The organism is Acidithrix sp. C25 (genome assembly GCF_904848545.2).
The window spans coordinates 1,324,043-1,349,953 of record NZ_CAJHCI020000001.1 but is presented as its reverse complement, the minus strand read 5'-3'; the positions used below and the strand labels follow the sequence as shown (position 1 = coordinate 1,349,953).

At 47.1% G+C, this 25,911-nt stretch carries 19 protein-coding genes; 10 read left to right on the top strand and 9 right to left on the bottom strand.

Going from position 1 to position 25,911, the window contains the following annotated elements; all coding sequences use genetic code 11:
- Positions 1 to 21: 21 nt before the first annotated feature.
- On the bottom strand, positions 22 to 717 hold the full coding sequence (gene cysE / locus ACIDITHRIX25_RS92285) for a serine O-acetyltransferase (RefSeq protein WP_052605421.1): 696 nt from the start codon (positions 715 to 717) through the stop codon (positions 22 to 24).
- Positions 717 to 1,649 carry a cysteine synthase A gene (gene cysK, locus ACIDITHRIX25_RS92280; RefSeq protein WP_052605420.1) on the bottom strand — a complete coding sequence of 311 codons (933 nt, stop codon included), beginning with the start codon at positions 1,647 to 1,649 and terminating at the stop codon, positions 717 to 719. Before cysK ends, cysE begins: the two co-directional genes overlap by 1 nt.
- Before the next feature lie 901 nt (positions 1,650 to 2,550).
- On the opposite strand from cysK, the gene ACIDITHRIX25_RS92275 reads away from it, so the two are divergent.
- Both ACIDITHRIX25_RS92275 and ACIDITHRIX25_RS92270 read left to right on the top strand, forming a co-directional pair.
- Positions 2,551 to 2,700, top strand: a complete 150-nt coding sequence (locus ACIDITHRIX25_RS92275; protein WP_502756201.1) for a DUF8730 family Cys-rich protein — start codon at positions 2,551 to 2,553, stop codon at positions 2,698 to 2,700.
- A gap of 773 nt (positions 2,701 to 3,473) precedes the next feature.
- Positions 3,474 to 4,712, top strand: coding sequence for a CaiB/BaiF CoA transferase family protein (locus tag ACIDITHRIX25_RS92270; RefSeq protein WP_201732839.1), 1,239 nt, complete (start codon positions 3,474 to 3,476; stop codon positions 4,710 to 4,712).
- A gap of 524 nt (positions 4,713 to 5,236) precedes the next feature.
- Here the strand turns inward: ACIDITHRIX25_RS92270 and ACIDITHRIX25_RS92265 are convergent.
- From ACIDITHRIX25_RS92265 to ACIDITHRIX25_RS92255, 3 genes are all read right to left on the bottom strand, one after another.
- On the bottom strand, positions 5,237 to 6,871 hold the full coding sequence (locus ACIDITHRIX25_RS92265; RefSeq protein ID WP_201732838.1) for a methyl-accepting chemotaxis protein: 1,635 nt from the start codon (positions 6,869 to 6,871) through the stop codon (positions 5,237 to 5,239).
- A 213-nt stretch (positions 6,872 to 7,084) separates the two neighbouring features.
- Positions 7,085 to 9,268, bottom strand: coding sequence for an IS1634 family transposase (locus ACIDITHRIX25_RS92260; RefSeq protein ID WP_201732837.1), 2,184 nt, complete (start codon positions 9,266 to 9,268; stop codon positions 7,085 to 7,087).
- Between the two features lie 328 nt (positions 9,269 to 9,596).
- Positions 9,597 to 10,511 (bottom strand): HPP family protein, encoded by a 915-nt coding sequence (locus ACIDITHRIX25_RS92255; protein WP_201732836.1) that lies wholly within the window; start codon positions 10,509 to 10,511, stop codon positions 9,597 to 9,599.
- 973 nt (positions 10,512 to 11,484) lie between these two features.
- Between ACIDITHRIX25_RS92255 and ACIDITHRIX25_RS92250 the strand changes: the two genes are divergently transcribed.
- Positions 11,485 to 13,278 (top strand): ABC-F family ATP-binding cassette domain-containing protein, encoded by a 1,794-nt coding sequence (locus ACIDITHRIX25_RS92250; RefSeq protein ID WP_201732835.1) that lies wholly within the window; start codon positions 11,485 to 11,487, stop codon positions 13,276 to 13,278.
- 209 nt (positions 13,279 to 13,487) lie between these two features.
- On the opposite strand, the gene ACIDITHRIX25_RS92245 is transcribed toward ACIDITHRIX25_RS92250, so the two are convergent.
- The gene (locus ACIDITHRIX25_RS92245; protein ID WP_052606139.1) at positions 13,488 to 15,044 is read right to left on the bottom strand and encodes an MDR family MFS transporter; all 1,557 of its coding nucleotides are present in this window, start codon (positions 15,042 to 15,044) and stop codon (positions 13,488 to 13,490) included.
- A 140-nt stretch (positions 15,045 to 15,184) separates the two neighbouring features.
- On the opposite strand from ACIDITHRIX25_RS92245, the gene ACIDITHRIX25_RS92240 reads away from it, so the two are divergent.
- The 4 genes from ACIDITHRIX25_RS92240 to ACIDITHRIX25_RS92225 all read left to right on the top strand — a co-directional run bounded on the left by ACIDITHRIX25_RS92240 (position 15,185) and on the right by ACIDITHRIX25_RS92225 (position 18,176).
- Positions 15,185 to 15,748 (top strand): TetR/AcrR family transcriptional regulator, encoded by a 564-nt coding sequence (locus ACIDITHRIX25_RS92240; RefSeq protein WP_052606141.1) that lies wholly within the window; start codon positions 15,185 to 15,187, stop codon positions 15,746 to 15,748.
- A gap of 585 nt (positions 15,749 to 16,333) precedes the next feature.
- The gene (locus ACIDITHRIX25_RS92235; protein ID WP_201732834.1) at positions 16,334 to 17,314 is read left to right on the top strand and encodes an aldo/keto reductase; all 981 of its coding nucleotides are present in this window, start codon (positions 16,334 to 16,336) and stop codon (positions 17,312 to 17,314) included.
- A gap of 336 nt (positions 17,315 to 17,650) precedes the next feature.
- Positions 17,651 to 17,926 carry a hypothetical protein gene (locus ACIDITHRIX25_RS92230; RefSeq protein ID WP_201732833.1) on the top strand — a complete coding sequence of 92 codons (276 nt, stop codon included), beginning with the start codon at positions 17,651 to 17,653 and terminating at the stop codon, positions 17,924 to 17,926.
- Between the two features lie 16 nt (positions 17,927 to 17,942).
- Complete coding sequence (locus ACIDITHRIX25_RS92225) at positions 17,943 to 18,176, top strand: GNAT family N-acetyltransferase (protein ID WP_201732832.1); 234 nt, start codon at positions 17,943 to 17,945, stop codon at positions 18,174 to 18,176.
- A gap of 170 nt (positions 18,177 to 18,346) precedes the next feature.
- Here ACIDITHRIX25_RS92225 and ACIDITHRIX25_RS92220 read toward each other — a convergent pair whose 3' ends face one another.
- Both ACIDITHRIX25_RS92220 and ACIDITHRIX25_RS92215 read right to left on the bottom strand, forming a co-directional pair.
- Positions 18,347 to 18,955: an RNA polymerase sigma factor gene (locus ACIDITHRIX25_RS92220; RefSeq protein ID WP_201732831.1), complete on the bottom strand. Its 609-nt coding sequence runs from the start codon at positions 18,953 to 18,955 to the stop codon at positions 18,347 to 18,349.
- Positions 18,956 to 18,977: 22 nt separating this feature from the next.
- Positions 18,978 to 19,502, bottom strand: coding sequence for a hypothetical protein (locus tag ACIDITHRIX25_RS92215; RefSeq protein ID WP_201732830.1), 525 nt, complete (start codon positions 19,500 to 19,502; stop codon positions 18,978 to 18,980).
- A 316-nt stretch (positions 19,503 to 19,818) separates the two neighbouring features.
- On the opposite strand from ACIDITHRIX25_RS92215, the gene ACIDITHRIX25_RS92210 reads away from it, so the two are divergent.
- The 3 genes from ACIDITHRIX25_RS92210 to ACIDITHRIX25_RS92200 all read left to right on the top strand — a co-directional run bounded on the left by ACIDITHRIX25_RS92210 (position 19,819) and on the right by ACIDITHRIX25_RS92200 (position 23,702).
- Positions 19,819 to 20,670: a hypothetical protein gene (locus ACIDITHRIX25_RS92210; RefSeq protein ID WP_201732829.1), complete on the top strand. Its 852-nt coding sequence runs from the start codon at positions 19,819 to 19,821 to the stop codon at positions 20,668 to 20,670.
- A 150-nt stretch (positions 20,671 to 20,820) separates the two neighbouring features.
- Positions 20,821 to 22,578, top strand: a complete 1,758-nt coding sequence (locus tag ACIDITHRIX25_RS92205) for an SCO family protein (RefSeq protein ID WP_201732828.1) — start codon at positions 20,821 to 20,823, stop codon at positions 22,576 to 22,578.
- A gap of 14 nt (positions 22,579 to 22,592) precedes the next feature.
- Positions 22,593 to 23,702 carry a hypothetical protein gene (locus ACIDITHRIX25_RS92200; protein WP_201732827.1) on the top strand — a complete coding sequence of 370 codons (1,110 nt, stop codon included), beginning with the start codon at positions 22,593 to 22,595 and terminating at the stop codon, positions 23,700 to 23,702.
- Positions 23,703 to 24,222: 520 nt separating this feature from the next.
- Here the strand turns inward: ACIDITHRIX25_RS92200 and ACIDITHRIX25_RS92195 are convergent.
- Positions 24,223 to 25,908, bottom strand: a complete 1,686-nt coding sequence (locus ACIDITHRIX25_RS92195) for an ABC transporter substrate-binding protein (protein WP_160291848.1) — start codon at positions 25,906 to 25,908, stop codon at positions 24,223 to 24,225.
- Between the last annotated feature and the right edge of the window lie 3 nt (positions 25,909 to 25,911).

Below are 25,911 nucleotides of genomic sequence, written 5' to 3'. Positions count from 1 at the left end.
CTTTATTACTTAGATTGACACTTAGATTGAAAAGTCCTCATAGCTCCACATGCCATCTCTTCGGGGCCGAATATCTTTTTTACTTGGCTGGCCAACCGTAGCTGCAATCTCGTCGACTCTATCGATTAGTGATTTTAGGCCATCACCAATGGCGTCTGGCATCTCTAGGTTCGACAGAGGGGTGCCTTCAAAGCGTGAAGCTCTGGAGATGACTTGACCTGGAACACCAACTACAACCGATCCGGGCGGCACGTCTCGAACTACGACCGCGTTGGCCCCTATTCTGCTGTCATGGCCTACTCGGATGGGTCCGAGGACTTTGGCGCCTGCGCCAAGTACGACGCGATCTTCGATATCTGGATGTCTTTTTCCGGTCTGATCGCCACGGCCGCCTAAAGTCACTTGGTGGTACATGGTCACATCGTCGCCTACGACAGCGGTCTCGCCTATGACTACACCAGAGGCGTGATCTATAAAGAAGCCCGAGCCAATTGTCGCCCCAGGATGGATATCAACCCCAGTCCATCGATACGCCAAAGCCGAGATGGTTCTAGCCCCCAGATGGTTCCCGCCTTGCCATAGTTGGTGCGCGAGGCGATAGGCTGCCACGGCATGAAATCCAGGATAAAACAGGACCACCTCGTATCTGTTTCGCGCTGCCGGATCGCGCTCTAGGGCCGCGGATATGTCCTTTCGTAAGAGATCTAAGACCATCATTATTCAGCTAAACCTGCATAGAGCGGTGTAGAGAGGTATCTCTCTCCAAAGGATGGGATTATTACCACTATGAGTTTGTGGCTATTTTCGTCACGGCTAGCTAGTTCAAGTGCGGCTGCTATTGCGGCACCGGAGGAGATCCCGACCAGCAGACCTTCTTCAGTTGCCGCCGCACGTGCAGTCTCAAAGGCTAATTCATTGTCAATCCCTATGACTTCGTCCACGATCTTAGCGTCATAGTTCTTCGGGATAAAGCCCGCACCTATTCCTTGGATGGGGTGAGGTCCTTTTGCTCCTCCAGATAGCACCGGTGAAGCTGAAGGCTCCACAGCAACAATTTTGATCGCTGGGTTTTGTTCTTTTAGATATGAGCCAACGCCAGAGATTGTTCCACCAGTGCCAACCCCAGCGACAAAGATATCTACAGTACCATCGGTATCTTGCCAGATTTCAGGGCCAGTTGTGGAGTAATGAATCGAGGGGTTGGCGGGATTTTCAAACTGTTGTGGAACGAAATATTTAGGATCTGAGGCCGCTAGCTCTTGTGCTTTAGCTATAGCGCCACCCATGCCCTCGGCTCCTGGCGTTAGGATTAGTTGCGCGCCGTATGCGCGCAAGAGCATTCGCCTCTCTTTGGACATCGTCTCTGGCATTGTCAGGATGCACTTTATCCCTCGTGCAGCGCAGACCATCGCTAGAGCAATTCCAGTATTTCCACTGGTTGGTTCCACGACTATCGTCTCTGGAGTTATTAGGCCTGCTGCCATAGCAGCATCAATCATGGCTACACCGATTCGATCCTTGACGCTATGTGCCGGGTTGAAAAACTCTAGTTTGACCACGATTCGAGCCTTGGAGCTCGATGTAAGTCGATTGAGCGCCACTAAGGGCGTGTGGCCAACAAGTTGTGTTACATCTGTTGCGATATTCATTTTTCTCCAAAATCTAATGAGGCTTTCAATTAAAAGTTACTCGCCACTAATCAAAAGCCGACCTGTCAACTCAACAATAGTGCAAAGTGTAAAGTTCATCCTTAGTTTTACGATTTTGATAGAAGGATTGCTAGCCAATGGTGATAAGTCGGATAATAGTTTTCGCAAATTTGACCCCTATGGTTGCGATATGACTTCTTACCAACTGCTATTTGACCCTTGCGAGATTGACTTCTTTAGGGTCACCTCTATCGATTTCGTGCCAAGGTGGCATTCTTGTTAGTTAAACCCTTTGTGTAAACGGAATATTTCGCAGACGCTATTGGGATCATCTGGCCAGAGGTGAACTTTGTGGAATTGGTCGGACTCCCTCTTTTTTGCTTTTTGTAATTGAATCCATCGATTTATCTAGCTAGATCTCACTATTAGATTTTTTGCCCTCGTAGTTTTTGGGAGTTGAATTGGCCAATAGTTATGGAGACGGATCATGCTTTAGGGCTTTTATTTGAGCCATATCCGCAGCGCCATCCGGATATGGTCCGCATATTATAAAGATGATAGACCCCATGGATGGATTGATTGATTCGTAGCCGTATGTTTTCTAATAGAAGCTTTGGATGTGGTCAGGCGGGTTGGATAAAGTTCCTCGAAGTGACGCAGATCTGCTTATTTGATACGCCTGTTGGTCTACCTGTTTTAATGGACCTTTAAGGGCTCGTTACCGTTAAATCCGAAGTGCTGCTTTGGCCACCTTTACAATTACACCGATTAGGTAGTTAAGTCGTGGCTTCGATAACGATGTAACGGTTAGAAGGTCAAAGGGCTCAGGTGAAAGGCAATATTTAGACTTTTTACTGATTTTTTGGCATCATTTCTCAGAATCCAATATACCCTATAGGGTATGTGTAGTGCAGTTACGTGTAATAAATGTAAGAAACCAACTTGGTCAGGTTGCGGACGCCATGTGGAACAAGTCCTAGGACACATTCCACAAGAAAAGCGCTGCCAATGTTCAAGTAACGAGGCCCCAAAGACCAGGCGCTGGTTTTAGGGGAATTATCATTATCAATCATCGAAAGTTATCGCGGTATTTGCTTTAAATTAAAGACGACGATACTTCTTTATTTGCTCCGTCAAGGAGGTTTTTACTTATTGTGAATTATCTTTTTGACGGATGCATGTTTTATTCCAAAGAATATATTTATTTTGTTGTGATATATCTGTATTTGTAGATAGATCACAGCTATGTGCAAATACAGATGCCAATCTGTCAGCACCAATCCGCAAATAGCGAGTTGTACTGGCGACCTTCCACAATATTTTGTACGTTAGATTGATCTCTTGGATTATCGCACTTGGCATTGGGGTGCGAGGTGGAAAATGCCTTGTCCAGCCCAAGTGACTAGGGTATATTATCCTAGGATTTTTCAAATCTATAACAATTGTAGTGACGGATCTAGGTGGCCATTTACCTCGGTTGTGTTCTCTTTCCGAAGTTGATCTTTTTGACCGATTGCGCTCGAAAATGACTCTTCGTTTCAACGATTATTTCAGTTGGAACCGCGCTCGAGCAAAATGGGGCTGGGCTCGATTGGACCGGAAGTGCTTATGTTTCCGGGAGCGCTTAGATTTCGCGTCATCTAGTCGTTCGATGATGGACTTATTTTTCGAATTTCCCTACTTCTTCAAGGCATCATTTTGCAATATTTCTGGTAAAAGATTGCCATATCGGAGTTAAAATATTTTGATCTTTGTGTCTTTTCTATTCCTTGAGATCAATGATTGAAAATGCGGGATGAGATAGAGTGATTTTTAGGAGATCCGTTGAATCAAAACGATGCTGAGTTCGCCAAGAAGGTCTTTGACCCAGATTACATTGGAGCCCTAGATGGGGTTCGAGTTTTGGATCTATCTCGTCTGGTCTCGGGCAATATCGCTTCAATGCTGCTCGGCGACTTTGGCGCTGATGTAATAAAAGTTGAGCCTCCTGAGGGTGATCCATTGCGAGCATGGCGCGATGGTGGAGAGTCGCTCTATTGGAAGACTTATTCGAGAAACAAGCGTTCAATCGTATTGAATCTTCGAGTTGACGCAGCCAAGGCGGTCTTGCTTAGCCTGGTTGAGGAGTCAGAGGTTCTAATAGAGAACTTTAAACCGGGTACCTTGGAAGAGATGGGGCTATCGCCGGAAGTGCTACTTAAGCGCAATCCAAAATTGGTGATCCTTAGAATCTCGGGATTTGGTCAAGATGGTCCATATTCCCCGTTGCCAGGTTTTGGAAGCCTCGTGGAGGCGATGAGTGGGTTGGCCGATCGCACCGGTTTTTCTGATCGCGAGCCGGTCCTTCCACCATTTCCGGTAGCTGACATGACGGCTGGACTCTATGGCGCGATGGCAACTTTATTAGCCTTGCGCTCGTTGGATCATGCTTTATCTGCGGGTCAGGTTATTGACCTCTCCCTTCTGGAGCCTCTATTTTCACTTCTTGGCCCTGATGCCGCTATCTATAATTTGACTGGTGAGGTCAAGCAACGTGTAGGCAGTGCATCAAACACGACGGCTCCGCGCAACGTCTATCGTTGTTTGGACGGTAAATATATTGCGCTTTCGGGGTCGATGCCCTCGATGGCTGAGAGGATCTTTCAGGAGATAGGTCGACCCGATTTGATTGATGATCCTAGATTTGTCGACAATTCGGCAAGGATCCTAAACCGAGATGAGCTTGATGAGCTACTTGGAGGATGGTTCGCAACTAAGAGCTCGAAGGAAGCTCTAGAGAAGATGAGGGCGGCAAAGGCTACAGTTGGACCCGTGTATGACATAGCCGATGTATTTCGAGATCGTCATTTTATCGAACGTGAGATTTTGGTCTCGATTCCAGATGACGACCTCGGTGAGATTCCAGTTGCTAACATCGTTCCTCGCCTCTCGGCAACTCCGGGACGTTTTTCTCGCCCTGCACCTTCGTTGGGTCTTCATACTCTGGATATCCTTTTGGAGGCTGGTCTAACAAGAGCCGCAATCGACGATTTAATAAGAGCTGGAGCGGTCAAGATCGCCTAGGTGAGGGTATTTTGTTAGGTCGTCTTGCCTTGTTCGAAAAGGAAGAGTCATTGGGTAATATCAATTGGCGTTGTCGAGTATTTTATTTGCCGCATTATTGGCTGTATCAGTAATTACCCAAGTGCGGTTGGACCCTCATCCGATAAAGCTCTCATTGCGCAAGTGCCGATGAGCCCAACTGGGAGCTAAATAAAGAGACCTTAGATCTGCGTCTAATATCTTTGCGGTATTGTTCGCCGTGGCCATGAATTCGGGGGATAATTGAGAATTTTCTCCAACACCTTTTGGGCCCAAGCCGTTGTTAGAAAACCTGTAAGAAAGTAAGTGAACAGAGATCAGCTTTTATTTAGCCGGCATCAACTGTGTTTCTGGTTCGCTTGCTAAGAGAGCGAGAGGTATTGGTCGGAGAGACCAAAAAGACAAAAAGAGCCAGTTGGTCCTCTTTGTCTTTTTGGCTTATGGATAATCCTCTGCCCCATAAGGGTTGGGTGGTGGGGCAGAGGAGATCTTTAGCTTCTAAATTGTCAGGCGAAGGCTACCTCGGCTCTGATATCCTTAAGTTGAAATTGAGCTACAAGGCCAGTCAGATCAGAAGCAAGGTGTGCAAGGTCGTTTGAAGCGATCAAGGATTGCTCAATCGCATCGGTCGTGGACCTCGAAGCCATCGCTACTCCAGCTACGTTAGTGGCAATCTCATTGGATCCGACAGCCACCTCTTCTACGGAGTGGGTGATCTCACCGGTAGCTGCGCTCTGTTGTTCGACTGCTGCAGAGACTGTCATTTGGAGTTGGTTGACCTCTGCGATAACCGATGCAATCTTTGTGATCGTTTCTACAGCATGGCGGGTCTCTTCTTTGATTTCGTGAATTTGGACCTCGATGCCTTTTGTGGCCTTAGCTGTTTCGATTGCCAGGTCCTTGACCTCATCAGCGACTACTGCGAAACCTTTACCAGCCTCTCCTGCTCTGGCTGATTCGATTGTAGCATTCAGGGCCAGGAGATTTGTCTGATCAGCAATGGATGCGATTAGTGATACTACTCCACCGATCTTTTCGCTCGCATTGTCTAGTTCAGCTATTGTCTTGGCAGCAGAGGTGGCCAGTGCATATGCATTCTGAGTTATCTCAGATGCTTGAGAGGCACTTCTGGATATTTCGCCTATGGACTCGGTCATTTGAGTTGCACCCGAACTTAGATTGGTCAAGATGGTGGCGATCTCCTCAATTGCCGCTGAAACTACCGAAGCCTGGTCACTAGCAGAGGAGGCATTGTCGCCGACTTGGCTGGAAGCTGCATTTAGTTCAACCGTTGAAGCAGCGAGGGTGGTAGCTGCGTTGTTGATTTGAGTGAGGGTCTCATTTAGACGCCTAACTGCTTTGTCGAAGGCTTTGGCCATCTCGCCAATTTCGTCGGTAGAATCGATTCCTGATTCGCTTGAAAGATCACCTTCACCGAGGCGGCCTATCGCCCGAAGCATCGATGCAATGGGTGAGAGAATCGTCTTGGCAGTGACGCCGGCAAAGGCGATTGAAAGTCCAAGTCCTAGGATCAGCACGATAAACATGATCAATCTGGATTGAGTGTTGGTGGAATTTGCATTTGTCGCCAGTTGGGCAGCGTTTGATCGTTCATCGTTCATGAGCGTTCCAAGATCGCTTGTAATATTGACGGTCAAGGGTGAGAGGGTGGAGGATTCCAAGTTTTCAAAGCGTGTTGCAGTGGTTGGGTTTGCAAGGCTCATTCCACCATTTGAAATAGCAGAGCGTAGTGTTGCGTCCGCAGCCTGAATCTTGTTCACAACTACCAACTTTGCGCCCTCAAAGCTCTGGAGATTTGACTTATAGTTTGCAACCGCCTTCTCAAAGGACGACGACGAACTGTTGAACTCCTTGGTAAGCATCGCCCTTGAAGATGGGCTGGTTGTGATCGCTAGCTTTGTGAGGTCGCCACTTGAGGTAAGGAAGTTCGCTCTAGCTGAAGCGAGATACGAGACCGGAAGGAGACCGTTCTGATAGATATTCTGCGCAGCAGCGTTGATGCTAGACATCTGCATGACGCCTACGCCGGCGGTGATTAGTGCAACGATCGATATCATAACAACGATTGTCACCAGTCGCATCTTAACTGAGAGGTTAGAGAGTTTTTTCAATAGTTGCATTTTGACTCCTTAGTGTCAGATCATTCGGCTAAATCGGGCGCAAACTTGGTCCCCAAAATAACTACGTAAATCGGCCTTTGTCGGGCCTTCTTTAGATCGTTTGGCTCTTATGGGACTTTGTACTCTATAGTTTTTATTAACTATCTCAACCCATCTTTCCGAAAATCAACCTATTCTCCCAGCTAGTTGAGTATGTGGTCTTACGTTGGGACACTACAAATGCGTCGCAATGGTCTTTATCCGTTTAAGGGGATCACTAACTCCTAAGAGACGGTAGATCTCTTTGTGAACCGGCTCAGAAACACCACTAGTGCGGATGTGATAGACAACGCCTTTATCTGATGTAAGAACTATGGTGGCTCGGCGGTGACTGTTGAGTTGCTCTTTAATGGTTGACCATCTTCTCTTATCGTTATTTTGCCTCAAGGTCAGCTCAATAGCACTAAGGAGGTGATAGGCAAGTACTGAGATGAAGAGGTGAGCAGCAGTTCGGCTAGCTAGTTGATGATAGACCGGTCGAAGTCCAAGATCACTCTTGAGGGATCTAAAGGCATCTTCTACTTTAGTGAGAGTCGTATAGATATTCCAGATCTCACCTGCATCTAGCTCGCTATGGCTGGTGTCTATGACGTAGGCTCCTTGGAGATTATCATCTTTGGCTTTAGTGGGTTTTTCTGTAATAGTGAGATTGATTACTTTGTCAAAGCGTCTCTTTTTGATGATCTTGCCATGGTCTTGATGATATTCAAGGGATATCTCGTATTTGGAAGCAATACTTGGGTACTTGGCCTTGATGCGTCCGATACGCTCTGAGACAACTGTGGTCTTAGATATAGAACCCTTTGTGATTGAGGTATTCAACGAAGTGATATCTACTAAGAATCTCTCGTTAGCTTGACTAGAGATCGCTGATTCCTTCTTGGATCTCCCCAAAGAACGACACAACACCACGGTTGTGGTGTTGTTGTTGGAGGAAGAGGAGGAGATGGAGGTGGAAGAGGAGGAGATGGAGGTGGCGTTAGTATCAGTGTCGGTGCTGTCGCTGATATTGTTGCCGGTGGCACCATTACGGATATAGTCGTCAGTGTCGGTGCTGCTGTCGCTCTTGATGATTTTGGTGTCGGTGCTGCTGTCGCCCTTGCTGCTGCTGTCGCCGGTATTCTTGCTGGTGGCACCATTACTGCTATTGTCGTCAGTGCCGGTGTCTTCTTCTAGCGTTTGCACTTGTCCTTGTACTTGTGTTCTCACTCGCCCTTGTGGCTTTTGTGGTTCCACTTGGAGCTTTTTCACCAGTACTGGGGATCCTTGGGCATCGTAGATCTCGGTGAAGCCTTCCATCTCCATGAAATGGCTTCGATAGAGACTCTTTTTGTTAGCTCTCTCAATTACTACGTAGTTGAGATTGCGCTTAATGAGAAGTTCTAGGTTTGCCTTGGTAGCAATTCCCCTATCCATCACAATGGTAGGAACAACATCCCCAAAGAGAGATCCATCCGATAGAGACTCCAAGGCATCAAGTACGCTAATGAGAGTTCTAGGCTCAGAGGTATTGCCCTCATGTATCTCTGAGTAGATGGGTAGTCCCCTGTGATCAACAAGTAGTGCCAGAGAAACTAATGTGCAATCAAAACGCTTCTCTTTGGAATGTCCATGTTTAGCTAGGGAGTTCCCCTTAGTAGAACCTTCGAAGTAGGTGTTGGTTAGATCAAAGAGAAAGAGCCTGGTATTCGTCCTAAAGAGATCAGAGCTAGCTCTATAGAGTGCTGGCTCTATGACGCCTTTAGCGTCATAGAGCTTATCTGCAATTGCATAGACCTTATCCTTGTGAAACTTAGAGAGATCGATACCACATATCTCAGGTAGTGAAGAGTTGGAGTTGATATACGAATACGTCTTTCGATCAGATCCAGGATGAATAAGACGAGCTATTATCGTTGCCTTGGCAATGCCAAGAGATTCACCCGATAGACCTGCACTCTCTAGGATCTTATCGAAGCTAAGAGCTTCATAGAACGAGTTTCCTATGAGTTCTGGACCGATACTTCTACTATTGATAGTCTTAGCACTAGAGAGATCTACCATCTCAAGGTCAGCCTCAGTAGCTCTTGTTTCTTTAGCGGCTGCAACTTCGGAACGAATTGCATACTTAGTGATTGCTAGATCGACGTATCTGGCAATAATAGGATCTGATTCAAAGAGTGAGGTTACTCCAGAGAGTCTCTGGGCAATTGCATTGGCCAGAGCTGGCCACAATGACTTATCCAGGTCCAGTTCGGTCAAGGTCATTACTATACGTTGACGGGGACCTTTTTCACAGCGGTAGGACTCAACGAGTTGGTACTTACTGTAGCTAACGCCGGTCTTTTTATTAACTGTTGGAGTTTCACGGATAAACACAACAAGACAATAGCACCATGTCAGAGCTAATGCAAGTCATAATCAAAACTACTCAAAAATTAGGACACTACATTCGCGACCCAAAAAGACCTAATACCCATCTACCAGGAAATCTATAAATCACCCAAGCCGAAAATCCTCAAAAATCAACTCAAAAGGGGCCAATTGGGGCGATTTTTCGGGAATTCTGCGAAAGATGGGTCAAGCAATAGGGCCGTATCTTTGATTTGGAAATGCTAGACAGAAAGGAATTAATTTCCATCGGTTCGAAATCTGATAATTGTTTGATCAATAGACGAAATACTATTTATTTATATTTTTTCATAAATCAAAGCGGCCGGGATCGCCATTTTGCCAGGCGCTTTACTTCTACGCCGATAGCTCCCAGGCAGATGGTTGTCACTCCAACTCCAGCTACAAAGGTAAAGGCTTTGAGGTTGGGCAGAATCAAAGGTAGAAGAGAAATTGCTAATGTTGGCGGGTGTAGGTCCTCCAATAGCGTGATGATAGCCCAAGTGACCGCTACCGCAACAAGTGCGCTGAGGGGTCTAGGAAAGAGGTGTATTGCGGCCTCTCCAATCGTTGCTGCTGTGATTATTGAGATAAATCTCCTTAGGAGCCGACGATGTGATTGGTCGTTAGAACTAAACCAATCATAGAAAGAGACAAAGAGGGGAGGAGCAATGGAGACTTTGGGTAGAAAATTCCACGCAAATAGGATCCAAATTAGTACGATGGCGCTATAGACGATAGCTGTAGTATTCAATTGTCTGTCGCTTGGAACGCTTTGGTGTAGAGTTTGGATACTACCATTTGGGCTCTGTTTTAGAAGCTGGCCAATCAAGGTGATGAGCAATGAGATGATTAGTACGCTTATTGGGAAATAAAGCGTTGAAATCCTAAATATTAGCGGCAGTACTCCTGCAGATATTGTTGGGAATAATTCCGACTTCAAAAGACGTAGTGAAATCACTATTAGACAGAATAAAACCGGAACTGAGATTGAATTTGGAAATCCAGCGCGTATCGATAAAACTCCAATTAGCGACGCTAAAGGCGGCAATATAGCCAACTTCCAAGGTGATTCAATCCAGTCATCCTTGGCCAGATAGATCGCGCCGACAGAGAGGGCTGCCGCTTCGGGAAAGATGATCTGAGGAATGGCTAGAAGTTGCGACATGGCAACCATGGCGACAATAATCGCCAAGACTATGGTTATTCGAAGTATCTTCGCCTTGGTCAAGATTTCTCCTAGTCTTTAGTGGCTTTCATGGATTGATGGTAAGTTTCCCTCAAGGCGCCAAGAGATCATTGCATAATATAATCCAATTAGTGGATATTAAAGTCCGCTTTGATTTGCTATCTACCCTGGCTCGATACTTCTCATTTTGAGCTTTCCGATGTTGCGTCGCTTTTGAATCGTAAAGTTGATTCGATTGAACTTTTGATCTCCTTTAACCATCGGTCTCGGATCTTGCCTTGGGTTCTATCTAGGTGCTCCGTGGGGTTCTTGGCCCATGGTGGGGAGTCTGTTGGTCTTACTCTTTTTCATTAAAGATAGCTCGCCTTTAATATCGTTCGATTTTGATCATTTAAATCCACTCAGGCCATGAGATCGATTGCGGGTTAGGCAATGGCCTTGTCTTGGGCTTATGGCTAAATGTGGCGAAGTGGTCAAGGACAGGCACCCTGGTGTCGAAGATGATTCACCCATTGCATTTTGGGTGGATGATACCTTGATTGGAGAGGTTTAAATTAACTTCTCCGATTGAACGTTTTCTCCTGTTAATGGCAATCAGTGGCTGAATCGCAAGTGAAGTTGGATCTTCTGGTCTATTGCTTTTTTGTGTTTATTCCGGTCCGTTTTAATCAGGCAGGCGTTGGAACCTCCCATGGCTAAAGCCCGCGGGCATTCAGTCCACCGCCCATTCCACTAATCGAGATGTATCACTTGGTCAAATGAAAAAGTAGACTGTAGCTGCCCCAAACCAATCGGTTAAATGTGCCGCATTGATGATCATGGTGGGATTCGAGTAAAAGAGGCAATGTTGCCTTAGATAGCATTGTTCGTGGTTTAGATATCCTTGACTAGGGATATTTAGCCGCTTTACTTGATTGTTTATGTCAGATTGTGGTCTTTAGCGGTTTCAGCCTTTTATCTGTGAATTCGTTTGGTGTTTTGGGCCTTTGGGTAAAGATGTTAGGAAGGGTGTGTCTTGGGACATTTGCTGGGGGCGGAAAAGATTTCGTTGAGTTATCCAGCTCGAACAATCTTTGATGAGGTGACACTGGGAATTAACGATGGTGATCGAATTGGTGTTGTGGGACGAAATGGAGATGGTAAATCTACCCTTCTTACGATTTTGTCAGGAGTGTTAGATCCTGACTCAGGTAAAGTCACTGCACGCAATGGCTTGAGAGTTGGCATGCTTGGTCAATCCGAAAGTATTGATCCGACTCTTAGCGTCAAAGATGCGATCGTTGGTGATTCCTCAGAATACGAGTGGGCATCGAAAGGAGGCGTGCGAGAGATCCTGTCGGGATTGATACCACCAAGTAGATGGGATCAAAAGGTTGGAGATTTGAGTGGCGGTGAGTCACGGCGAGTTGCTCTGGCTGCTTTGCTGGTTGGGGAGTGGGACGTCCTATTTTTAGACGAACCCACCAACCATTTAGACCTTGAGAGCGTCACATGGCTCGCTGACCATATAAAGAATAGGTGGCCTCGCAACGTCGGGGGGTTCGTCATCGTAACTCACGATCGTTGGCTTTTGGATGAGGTATGCCTAACGACCTGGGAGGTCCATGATTCAATCGTTGAACCTTTTGATGGTGGTTATGCCTCCTATGTTTTGGCTCGGGTCGAGCGCGATCGTCAGGCGAGCGTGATTGAGAATAAACGCCAGAATCTGATGCGTAAGGAGCTTGCTTGGCTGCGCCGAGGGGCCCCAGCTCGAACCTCTAAACCAAAATTTCGTATTGAGGCCGCTAACGTCTTGATTGCACAAGAGCCTCCTGTTAGAAATAGCGTTGAGCTCTCGGCGATGGCAGTATCTCGCTTAGGCCGTGAGGTGATTGAGCTCGATGATGTGAGTTTTAGTTATGGCCAGCGCAAGATCATCGATCAACTGACTTGGAAGGTTGGCCCCGGTGATCGGATAGGGATTCTCGGCTCCAATGGGGTGGGAAAATCGACCCTTCTTTCAATTTTAACTGGTGACCTAAAGCCAACTTCGGGAGATGTAAAGATAGGGTCAACTGTTCGAATTGGCCGTCTCGATCAAAAGATCCTTCAATCGGATCAGGTAAAGGGAAAGCGCCTCCATGAGGTAGTAGCGCGATACAAGACGACGTATAACAGTGGTGGTCGTGAGCTTTCCGTATCTCAACTTCTAGAGCGCATTGGTTTCGACTCCTACTCTATGGCAACTTTTGTGGATGACTTTTCCGGTGGGCAACGTCGACGCTTGCAGCTCCTTTTGACATTGTTAGGCGAACCGAATGTTTTGGTTTTAGATGAGCCAACCAATGATATGGACGTCGATATGCTGGCTGCTATTGAGGATCTTTTGGATACGTGGCCCGGCACTCTCTTTGTTGTATCGCATGATAGGTACCTGATTGAGCGAGTTACCGATATGCAATATGGTCTTATAAATGGTCAATTTGTTCATTTGGTTAGAGGTGTAGACCAGTTTTTAGAGCTCTTAGGTGATCGAAATTCTGATATCGGCACGATTGACGAACAATCCACAAAGCCAAAGAACAACGATCTCCGCGAGGACCGAAAGGCAAAGAAAGAGGCGGCAAGAGAGATCTCTAATTTGGAAAAGAAGATGAAGCGTCTCTCTCAGGAGATTAAAGTATTGGTCGATAAAATGGCCGCACATGACTTTGGTGACTATCGAGGACTAGCAGAGTTGGATGCCAAGATGAAGGCCGCCTCGGCGCAACTAGGTGAGGCTGAAGAGGCCTGGTTGAATCTATCGATGCTAGATGAAGATGCCTAGATGAGCTCTATCGACAGAGACTTGGGAAGATCGCCTCACTTTTGCACCTGCGGAGAAGGGATCACCTTAAGAAAATAGCTGTTAGAAAAAGATTGCGCCATGGTAGATCCGACTTTGGATTTACCATGGCGCATCCTGCTTTTATGGTTAGTTCTTAGCTTTATGGGGTAGGCCCCTTCAGTGTTGAGATAGAGCGCCTATTCAACTTCCTATTCAACTATTGCTGGTGTCTTTGAAATCGAATTTCTGAGAGGGATCTCCTTGATTAGAAATGCGAGAAGGAGGGCCACCAGCGTAATTGGTGTGCCTATCAAAAAGACGGTATCTAGCGAGTGCGCGAACGCTTGGACAAATCCAGCATGGATAGCGGGTGGCAATTTCGCTAATGCAGAGGGACTGAGTGCTAGCGAACTACTTGAAAATGATCCGGCCGACGATTTGGGTAGATAGATCGCCATATTATGGGTTAGGCGAGAGGTAAAGATAGCACCAAAGATCGCCACTCCGAATGAACCACCAATCGATCTAAAGAAGGTCGCTGATGATGTTGCGACTCCTAACATCTCATATGGTACTGCATTTTGTACCGCTATGACCAAGACCTGCATCACTGCGCCGAGGCCCAAGCCAAGAATCAATGAGTAGATGCTCAATATAACGATTGAGGTGCTTGCGGTAAGAGTGGAGAGCAGATACATAGCAATTGTCATTAACGCTGTCCCTAATATTGGGAAGATCTTGTACTTGCCAAATTTGGAGATAAGTTGACCTGTTAATAACGATGTAATGAGAACACCTGCCATCAACGGCAGCAGCTGAAGTCCTGATTTAGTAGGGCTGGAGTTGAAGACCGTCTGTAGGAAGGTGGGGAGGTAGACGATTGAACCGAACATTCCAAAACCGACAATAAAACCCATGGCTGACAGGACTGCAACTGATGGAACTTTGAACATTGCCGGTGAAATTAAAGGTTCGGTGGCCTTTCGTTCAACCAATGCGAAGGCTACAAGGGTAACTACTCCAAAGATTGTTAGACCTATGATCGTGGGGGAGGACCACGAGTAAGTGGTTCCACCCCAGGTCGTTACCAGGATTAATGAAGTTATTGATGCGGCCATTAAAGCTGTGCCAAGGTAGTCAACCCTATGTGGGGATACTCTAACGGGAAGCTTTAGGACGACGGCGATGACAACCAGAGCGGCGATTCCAATTGGCAGGTTCACATAAAAGACCCAGCGCCAGCTGAGGCTATCTGTGAAATATCCTCCAAGCAGTGGACCGATAACTGAGGCAAGTCCAAATACAGCCCCAAATAGCCCTTGGTAGCGACCTCTTTGGCGAGGTGACACGATGTCACCGATTATCGCCTGGGCACCGGTCATTAGACCACCAGCACCAATGCCCTGTAAGGCACGAAATGCAATCAATTGGGTCATGTTCCCAGAGATTCCAGAGAGTGCAGAGCCTACTAAAAAGATTACTATTGAGGTTTGAAAGAGTTTCTTGCGGCCATACATGTCGCCGAGCTTTCCCCAAAGGGGAGTGGTGATCGTGGACGTGATTAGATAGGCGGTCACAACCCAAGATAGGTGGTTTATTCCACCAAGGTCGCCCGCAATTGTAGGTAGCGCAGTTGAGACGATCGTTTGATCGAGAGCCGCAAGCAGCATGGCTAGCATCAAGGCGCCAATAATAAGGCGAACGTTCGATTCTTCTTGGGGTGGTCTGTCTACGTCATTTACTTGGCTGGGTTCGGTTTTGGCCAATTTTACCTCCAGATGATTTCTCTATAGTATATCAATCGTGATACTCGTTTGTCTCATTTCTATACTTAATTGTATTATTTTGAGTAAAGGCTGTATCATGTAAGTGTAGATACTAACAAAAAGCACAAGACGAAATTTCCATGGCTGAAAATAACGACATTCGAGATCGGACATATTTAGCAATATTAGATGGTGCCTCAAAGGCCTTTATGGAAAAGGGCGATTTGGCGTCAATGGCTGATGTTGCACACGCTGCTGGTGTTGGCCGCGCAACCCTCTATCGGTACTTTCTAACCCGAGAAGAGCTTGTGACTCGCCTTCATCAAGTGGCCTTTGACGAGCTTGCTATTGAATTGGATAACCTATCTCTGTCGTTGCTCTCCCTTGAGGAAGCTCTTGCTCGATTTGGACGTTCGGTCTTAGGTGTATCTTTGCGCCATTCGTGTGTCTTGCATGACTTTGGGAGTGAGCAAGCTAGAGAATTAGCTCGAGCAGTTGTATCACCAAAGTTGATTAAATTAATAGAGGATCGTCAAAGACGTGGAGAGATTGACCCCAATCTTTCTTCAAATGTAGTCGCGGGCTATTTCGGGGGGATGCTGGCAACTAGCTCCAAGATGCATGCCTTGGGGATCCTAGGTATCGAAGAGGCAGCTTCCCAATCAGCGAGGATCTTTGCTAGAGGTGTCTCAGTTAAGAATTGATTCCTCTGAAACCAACCTGTGGTCAAGGCCTCGGATGGTTCCATGTATATCGTGTTTTTTATTGATCACGGTTTTTTGGTTGCCTTTTCAAATACATTTGAGCACCTCAGCTTCGACATAAGATTTGATTGGACCTTTTCTTAGCGTCTTTACCTCTCAATTTCAGTGCATCACAGGTTCAGTGCATCACAGGGTCTTTCGCTCTTGGTATTGGATATTTTTAGGTGGGGCATGCCTTGGATAATTCAAGATCGTAGCTCGATAGCTTGCAGCGTCATCTCGATGTGGCATGCACTACTTCGCGTTAGCACCCACCACCGATAGCACTAGGTGCTCATTGTTCCTTGGCTACGAACGAGGACCTGTTGTTTGGTGGTTTTATGGCTTTGCCATCGCTTCAGGGTGAATTTGATCGAGCGGTTCAATTTTGTTGATCTGTTTGTTGATCCGATCGTTGCTTTTGACCCAAGGGCGTCATCTCTTCTTGGTAGGATTCAAAATTCCGCCAGACATGGCGCCTATAATGAGGTATTGATAAATTAGTGAGTGAATGGTTTCTTGAACGAATCCAGCAGGGAGCATGTAATGGAACAAGTTAGCTTAGGATCATCAGGGTTGATCGTCTCTAAGATCGGCCTTGGATGTATGGGAATGTCCGACTTCTATAGCGGTCGTAACGACGACGAGTCCATTAAGACCATTCATCGAGCTATCGATTTAGGCGTGACCTTTTTCGATACGGCTGATATGTACGGTCCATTTACCAATGAACGTCTCGTTGGGAAGGCGCTTGTCGGCAAGCGAGATTCTGTAGTTTTGGCAACAAAGTTCGGAAATGTGCGCGATGAAAGCGGAGCATTTCTAGGAATACGAGGGGATGGTGACTACGTCCGCAAGTCCCTTGATGCCTCCCTATTACGCCTTGGCGTAGATTATATTGATCTTTACTATCAGCATCGGGTCGACAGATCGGTGCCTATTGAAGAGACCGTGGGAGCGATGGCCCAAGCTGTTGAACAGGGCAAGGTTAGATTTTTAGGGCTGTCCGAGGCTAGTCCTGCAACGATTCGTCGTGCCCATGGTGTACATCCCATCTCGGCTCTTCAGACCGAATACTCACTGTGGACTCGTGATCCTGAAGATGAGATCTTGGCCACCATTAAAAGTCTTGGAATTGGATTTGTTGCCTATAGTCCCCTTGGACGAGGGATGCTCTCGGGTCGTTTTCAGACCTTGGCCGACCTTCCGATGGATGATTCGCGACGGAGACATCCCCGCTTTAGTGAGGAGAATTTCGCCAAGAACGTACTTTTGGTTGAAAAGGTCGTTGAACTAGCAAAGGCAAAAGGTGTCACTCCAGCTCAACTTGCAATTGCTTGGCTATGCTCCCAAGGCCATAATATCGTGCCGATTCCTGGTACAACCAATGAAGCCCGCCTCGTTGAAAATATCGGCGCAGCTGATGTAACGCTTTCAGCAAAAGATCTTCAAGAGATAGAGGCCGTCTTTCCAAAGGGCGCTACCTCTGGCGATAGATACCCAGATATGTCCACAGTGAACGGCTAGTGGCTTGACTTCATAGCAGGCCAAAGGTCACGTGTGGGACAATAAAGGTTTGGCTCGCTCTTATCTTAAGCGGCGCGAGGTGTTATTTCAGATCGAGATGGTCTGATAACTTCTTTTATTGCAAAGAATAAGAGCGAGGCTGACCTGGTAGGTGTCCTTCAAATGCCCCTCAAATACCTTGTGTTGCTTACTCCCTTGGGGATAAGTTATTGAAGATTCAAAGGCAGTATTGTAAAAGTAAGGTGTAGAAACTTAGTGTTAAAATTGACTTTAGGTTTTGGGTTGCTTGTTCAATAGGCGCCTCTAGAGATCGAACAGGTAGGAAAGACAACTTTAATGCATGGTGGAATTGATTCCAGTGAAATTGCGATTTCATTAATCGCACCCGATGAATATTCGCAAGCTTCTGAATTGATCGTGAGTGCTTATCGACACTTGCTCGGCGACCATCTAGATGATGGTTATGCCGAGCATCTGGGAAATGTCGAGGGACGAGTTGAGTCAAGTTCCGTTTGGGTAGCTAAAGTCGATCGCCGATTAGTGGGTTGTGTAACCTTTGTCGACGATATGAACTCCTCGATGGCAGAGGGACTCCTTCCTAACACAAGCTGAAATTCGGATGCTCGCGGTGTCAAGCGAGGCTCAAGGGCGAGGAATCGGCAAGAAGCTAGTAAGTCATTGTCTCGATCTTGCAAATGAGACCCCTGGCATCGAGGCGCTATTTCTCCATACCACGCCCTTTATGCTTATCGCACAAAGGATTTATGCATCGATGGGATTTGAGCGCATCACCGATAGAGACTTAAAGATCAATGATGATCTCACCTTACTCGCCTATATCTACAAACTAGCGCGTAGCTAGTACCTCGGCAAATCGTTTGCTCCGCGAAAGTCAAGATCGAATTGGTGTTCTTTGTCTTTCAACGAGGTCCAATCTAAGCAACTCTTGATACAGAACACGGCTCATCAAAGGGATATTTCAGAAACTACTCTCGTCGGAAAGACTATCCAGGAAATATAGCGCAATCAGGTCTATCTGGCTACATCTCCCAAGGTCTTGGAGGCGGAGGATTGTGAAATCGCGGAAAGTAGTTCCCGACGGGCTGCATACATTCTCGATTTTATGGTTCCTACGGGGCAGTCGAGGACGCTACTAGCCTCTTCATAGGTTAAACCTATGACACTAACTAGCAATAGTACACTTCTTTTTTCGATCGAGAGGGTATCGATGAGTTCGTCAAGTTCGATTGTAGATTCATGGTTTAGATCGTTTTGTCCGAGATGATCTTCATGGATCTGTATATGAGCACCTTTGGATTTGCTACGGTAGCCATTTATGCAGCATCGATGCACGATAGTCATTAGCCAAGGTAGGGGATCTAGCCGGTCATCGTAGCTCGAGAGCGATCGCCATATTTGCAGGTAGCACTCCTGAAGGAGATCTTGGCTTTGTGGAGTTGGATGGAACCTCGAAATGTAAGAGGCAAAGATTCCATTGCACTTGGCTACCACGATCTCAAAGGAGTCCGGATCTCCCATTTTTGCACTCTTTAGCGCCCTTTGAATTTGAAGGTTAGCCAAACTGCCCTTCCCTGTCAAAGGTGCGTATCCTCGTTCGCTTTGGTCTCTTTTGCTCTCCATGGCTTCCATCATGCTACCTTGATCAGATGGTCAAAGAGGTACGAATTGGCACCCCAAGATGTGTTGGAGCGAAATAGATGACGCCTTCGACTGTTCCATGTGGCTTTGACTTCTTGGGGAATTTTCGAGATTGGACGGCTGGGTAGTTGCTCATTGGGCGGTTCGTACTGCGAGGGATGATTTCCAATCTTCGTTCAAGACCTGGAGATAGGTCGGCCGCTAAATCGATGGTAATGAGATCCAGTTCTTTGGTTGGATGGCCTTGATCGTGCCATTGATGGGGGTGAGGATCAGAGAGCCAAAGGCATAATATATTTGCGAATTGAACAACACGAAAGTTCTGCCCGGCCCAATTAGCCCTATCCGTAGTTTCGCAGGTTGGATGGGCCGAGCGAGTGACGGTCGCCTTCGAATAGTCATAGTCGACTTGAGGGATGAACTTGACATCCAAAACATAGTCTTGACTTTTAGTTGAGGTGATTTTTGATTCGATCTTGTACCATTTGCAATAATGTGGAGCCAGGGCGTCCAAGTGGGACCATTCCATATTTTGGCTCAAGCCTAAAGCACGTGGATTCAATAAAGCGCACTGATTAAACAAGGTACCAAATAAGTGAGACCTCTCCAGGGTCGCATCGGTTTTCTTTACTGATGTAGTGTTCTTGCTAATTGGTGTTTTAAACATATGTTACCTAATACTTTGAGGGTCCAGCGTCTTCAATGCATACGGATTCTTGATCGCTCAGTTGAGGAAGTGAGTTGCACGTCCTCGTGCTTTAGAGACTCTCAGCGTTTAACCAATCGATACGAATATTTTTTCAAGTAAATGAACTTTTACACCATCTTAGGTGAATACCAATGTAATGAAATGGCACGATTGCGAAAGATTCCAGGCGATCTTCTCCGAGATGGTCGACGGTCAAGACGACAGTGAAATCAGCGATGACGAGATTGAAGATGTTTTGGCGACCTGTTGCGAATGTCGCCATTTTCTAGTCGGTTCCTTGAGGCTGGGATCTGCCCTTAGTGGGTTATCTAGAGCTCCAACGCTTCTCAAGCCTTGGACTATCAACGATGGTAACTTTGAATACGTTGGTCCACTTCGAAATTATGTGAAAAGGTCGATCAGGGCACTTTTAGTCCTTTGTGGAGTCTGGTCGATCTTTGGCGCTTATGACCTTTTCTTTTATCGAGGCGGAGAGCAACTGACTCATTCTGGTATCTTTGAGAGTCGACTCTTGGCGGCAATGGTTTTTGGCTTTGGAGTTGGTGCGATTGGGATATCACGTTGGCCCAGCAATGCTCGATTGTTAAGATGGGCTTTTGGAGCCTGTGCCCTTTTGGTGGCGGTAGCCACCCTGCTCTCCAATCAAGGTGGCCTCTCTAAAACCTGGTTTTATCTCATTGAGATTCCAATGGTTAGTGCGACTTTGGCCTCCTTTGCGTTGGTTCTAGTCTCAGGGCCACCCAGAAGAGCCAAGCTGACAATAATAGGGTCGAATCAGTTTTTGCGACGAAACCGTCGTGCGAGACTCATTATAGATGTAGCGAGACCAGCTACATTGGTCTTGGCTGTGGCACTTACGCTAACTCTATTTTCTATCTCAAGACCGCTTAGGCAAGGTTCCTCCTTGGTGAGCTCTTCTACTCAAATCATCAACCCAGTAAACGTCTATTCGTCGACTAGACCCTGCGAACGGAGAATCAATGGTTAGCAATGGCGAGCTATATAAGTCATATAGGTCTCGATTTAAGACGGGTTTATCTGCAAACCCCTTTATTGCGAAGGAGAAAGTACTGTCGGTGCGAAGTGTAAACCCAACGACAAGAGTCAATAAGGCGTCGATCTTGGGGGGTAGCAAGTAATGCCAGGTATGGGGAGTTCGGCTCTTGACTTTGGAGCTATCTCAAGTGCGCTTTATAGTCAATTTCTGATACTTTTTATCGGGGCAATCTTGTTGGCAGTTCTTGGCTCGTGGGCTATTAAATTCTTGGGGATCGAGGGTCTCTTCGCTAAGAAATTCAAGGTGGGAGTGATCGATAGCTCCGTTGACGACTACTCGAAGACGTCGCGTGCCCAGCTTCTTAGGATAGCTTTTGGAGTGCTCTGGGTCATCGATGGCCTCTTTCAATTGCGCCCTGACATGCCGGGTGGCTTTGTCGCTAATGTAGCACTGCCTGCTACCTCAGGGATGCCTACGCCAATTGCTTCATTTGTGGACTTCCTCCTTCGGATTTGGAATGCACAGCCAACCAAGGTGGACATTACGACGGCATTCATACAGATCTTTATAGGTGTTGGCCTTTTGTTTCTGGGGAGATCTTTTGCCCGTAAGGTCGTGCTGTATCTCTCGTTGGCTTGGTCGCTATTTGTTCTGGTCGGAGGAAACGGATTCGGAATCTTATACCAAGGAGCCGGATGGATTTCTGGAGCACCTGGTGCAATTGTAATCTATGGCTTTATCTCCGTCTTTTTGCTTGCGAGTGAATCTGGAAAGAGATGGACGCTTTCAGATCGGGCTTTGGAGATCTTCATTGCCGCCTTTCTAGTTGTCGGTGGTCTCCTACAGGCTCTCCCGTATGAGGGATATTGGAATAAGAATGGCTTGAACGCCATGTTGAAGACGATGGCACAGGCTCGCCAACCCGCCTTTTTTTCTTCGGTTATCAACTCCTATGCATCCTTTGCCTTTAAATCTCCTACTGTAGCAAATGGTATTTTGGTGGCTTTGACGATCATTGGGGCAATTGCGATCTTCATTCGTCGTCCAAGGTCTGTCGGTGTAGCGATAGTTGCCTTAGTTAGCCTCTTTGGCTGGTGGATTGGCTCTGACTTTGGAATCTTTTCCTCAACTGCTACCGACTTCAATTCCGGATTACCTTTGGTGGTGGTGGTACTTTCACTTCTTCTGCCAGTTAGTACTTCAAAGGCAAACGCCAAGATCTCTTTTGCGTTTTTGCCGCGAAACTTCGAGCTTAAGGTTTCTCAGGGCCTCAAGAGTGCATTGGTTAGAGTCTTTGGGACTGGTGTGGTGCTGTCATTTATTGTAGCTTCGGTAGCTCTTTTGGGGCCTGCGTCAAGCCAGATGGCCTTGGTTGACTCCTCAGGGGTGGCGCCTCTTCCGGCGACAAGCGCTCCAAATTTCTCGCTCACTAATGCAAATGGGAAGGTGGTCTCATTGGCCAGCCTCGGAGGTCGAGCTATTGTGTTGACTTTTTTGGATCCAGTTTGCTATGACACATGTCCTTTAATGGCACAGGAGATGAAACAAGCAGTGAGTGAGCTTGGGGCATCGGGAAAGAAGGTCGCCATGGTAGCAGTGGTTGCTAATCCTATTTTCCACTCCATTGGTGATGTGGCTACCTTCAACAAAACTGAGCATCTAAATAACGTTTCCAACTGGTATTACTTGACCGGAAGCGACCAGGCCTTAGCGAAGGTATGGAAGAACTATGGAATCCAAGTTCAGGTCTCGCAAGTTGGAATGGTGGTTCATACTCAAGTTCAGTACTTTATAGACAAGGCGGGTATTGAGCGTGGTCTCTTAGTGAATACCGGTAGTTCTGAGTTGTCGGGTAGTTACGTGACCTTGATTCGCAAAGAGCTGCAGAAGTTAATTTGAAAGGTACTGATTTGTTGAAAAAGAGCCATCTAGGGAGCCTTGCATCTCTTTCGGTGAGCGCACTAGTTCTGAGCGCATGCGGTTCATTTGCTAATTCAGTTACCGTGCCAGTCGCATCGAGCGCCAAGCCACTGTTGAGCGATAGCGCTTTGACCAACGGAGCCGTTGTGTCGCCAAATCAGATGTGGGTTACAGCCAAGAGCCTAACCTATTGGGAGCTCTTTCTGTGGAGTAATACCACTAAGAGCGCCAAAATGATTAGTCCGGTTGGAATATCCGGTGAAGGTGGACTTGCTATAGCCTACGATCCAGGAAAGTATGGCGTGATTGGATTTTACCCATATCAGTCCATGCTTCATTCACCCTTGATAGTTACAAAAGATGGTGGGTACCACTGGAATAGTTCATCTTTTGGGGGTTCTTTGGCACCCGTTAAGGACGCCATAGGGTTAAGCGACTCTACTATTTTCTTGGTTGCTACGACTTCAAATGGCCGAATCCTCGAAGAAGCACCGAGCAGTGCTGCTGGCGCTTTCCGGACGTTACCCTTTCCTGTGGCTGGACAAATTGATGGAATTGCTGGAATCTCTAATGGGGTAGTCGCCCAATATAGTAGCGGTGGCACCTACCACTTGGCGATCTATTCGAGTCAAAGTGGACAATGGTCGATGTCAACCATAACTTCTCCAAATCCCATATCCATGTCGTCAGCTCCGGTGAAAACTAGTGGTGTGAGCAGCACCGAAGAGGTATCTATCTGTTCGAGCCGGGGTAGTTCTCTTACCTTAGGTTTGGTCTCTCCAACGGGAGTAATCACCTCAAGTGTCGTTGGGTCGCCCAATAGCCAGGCAGTGCCGGTGGCATGTACCGTTGACTCTAATAATCTACCTCAAGCTCTTTTACGTGGATCTGGCGGCAAGATGGCCGCTGTCACTTCTAGCGGTGCAACTACTAAATTGGGATCGTCCTTGATAGGTGCTGGTGCCTTCGTCCAGTTGCAAAGCCACTCGTTGGTTCTTGCTCCCTTCAACAACGGAGTTCATATGATCGATCTTCAAAGTGGTATCGACTTTGGAGGGCCGGTGGATACTATCCTTTCAAAGATCGCGTCCTCATTTGGCTAGATATTGGTTTCCTTCAGTGACGCCTGCGAATCAGAGTGTCTTTCGTCATATGTGAGCTATAACGGGTGATGTGGCGTCTTTGTGTTTCATGATTGATAGTTAATGTGTGTTGAAGTGCGATAGATTGCGGGCTTGGTGCACAAGGCATCTCAATAGTGGCCTTGTATTTCAAAGTTATCGTCTGAGATACTCCAACTTTTCATTATTTGGATTGCGTCTTTGAATATTCCACACCTTGCCACCACCAAATCCGCAATCTTGCGTCCATTCTTTGATGAGACTTGCGACCGTGCAATATTGAACTATAGCCAGTTTTCAAGCTTGTGATAGTAGATCGTTCAAATAAAGTTGGCGGATTTGATTAAAAAATAGAGCCCCATGCGACCACATGGGGGAAGTCGCATGGGGCTATGCCCATTGCTATCGAGGGATAGCGGCATCCCTCGATAGCATCTGCTCATCGGTATCCGTTCTCATTGGGGTTCATTTCAAGGAAGGGATGAGCACTTGATGGGGCGTTTTATGCGGTTGGCTTGAGGTGTAAGACAACCACTTCGTTAGTTGGTGCAGAAGGCTGACCAGATTCATATGGGTTAGATGGTGTGGGCCATCCGGTGAAGTTCTTGGTGTTGTACTCATCGAAGGCTGCTCCATATACCGTTGGAATGACCGGAAGCTGAGTAGCGACAAAGGTCTCGATCGGAAGCAGTGCTGCTACTTGAGCGCTATGTGTAGATGCAGTTGCGAGGGTAGACAACTCTGATTCAATGGTTGGGTTATTTAGACGCTCGAAGTCGCCGCTAGCAGAAGCAGTGGCGAGCTTAGAGTCTAGCCAACCTTGGTATTGCTGATATGGGGTAATACCTTGGCTTGACCAGTGCATTGTGAGTTGGAAGGTTCCCTTGGCTACCGCATCTGACCATGCTGCCACCGATAGTCCTACGAATTTAGCGTCTATATGTGCCTTTTGTAGGTCAGATGCAACGATTTCGTCGTCTGCTGCGTAGTCGGTGTAAGACGATGGATCGACGATTTGAATCGTAATTGGCTTACCTTGATATTGGTAGTAGCCATTGGAGCCAATTGTATAGCCCGCCTTATTCAAGATGGCATCAGCTGCCGATGCGCTACCGTTATCATTTAGGGCGTAGGCGTTGAGCGACGACGACATATAGGACTTAAAGGTAGGCAATACTAGGCCAGATGCATTTAGCACAGGAGGCTCTAGACCCGATTCACCCTGGGATGAAATAGCGTTTCGATCGATTGCTGCGCTGATGGCTTGGCGAATTGGAAGCTGATTAGTCGGCCACTGATTGAGGTTCGGGAATAGGCTGTTGGTGTTCAGCGGTGCGAACCAGGCCTTGTGATGCGTGGGATCCGGATTGATAAAGAGCTTATTCAAACCGGTAATAAAGTTCCCAGCCCACTGTGCTTGTCCGGTCTGTAGAGCCTCGAGCGCTGTAGTGTTCGAGGAATAGACAGGAAAGTCCAAGGTGCTAACCGGAACTGGTTGCCAGTAATTGGCGTTTTTACTAAGGGTAAAGCCCTCAGGGGTAAAGTTCTTTAGAGTGTACGGCCCAGTACCTACCGGGTTGGGGTCTGCGAATTTTCCTGGATCCCCAACGCTTGACCAGACCGACTTTGGAACGATATAGACGTTCGCGATGCTCTGAAGGTTCGTATATTGAGGAGTGGCGAAGCTAATCGTCACATCATTACCTGAGGTGCTGACGCCAGTTATCGAGAGACCGCCGGTATTGATGTCAGCATTGTTCTTCACCAAGTTGTAGGTGAAGGCAACGTCGGCAGGCGTAAGGGGGGTTCCGTTATTCCACTTGACGCCTTGGCGAATCGTGAAGGTGATAGCGGTTCCAGTGCTATTCCACTTGTATGCGGTGGCCAACCAAGGATAAGAGATCGAGGGGTTGGCAAGGTCAAATTGAATAAGTGGTTCATAGATCATGGACGTCGCACCCAAGAGTGCCGATGCCGATGATGGTAGAAATGGATTAAAGTTCTGAGTAATCGGGCTGGTAGGGCTCGACTCCATTGTCAGGACAGCGCTAGTCTTAGCGACTGCACCGGTCGTTGAAGCTGATGAAGACCCTGAGCTCGCGGAAGATCCGGAGCTGCCACAGCTTGCGAGTAGCGCACCAGCGATGGTGGCTGCGGCGATAGTACCGCCGATTTTCGATTTATGCATTCT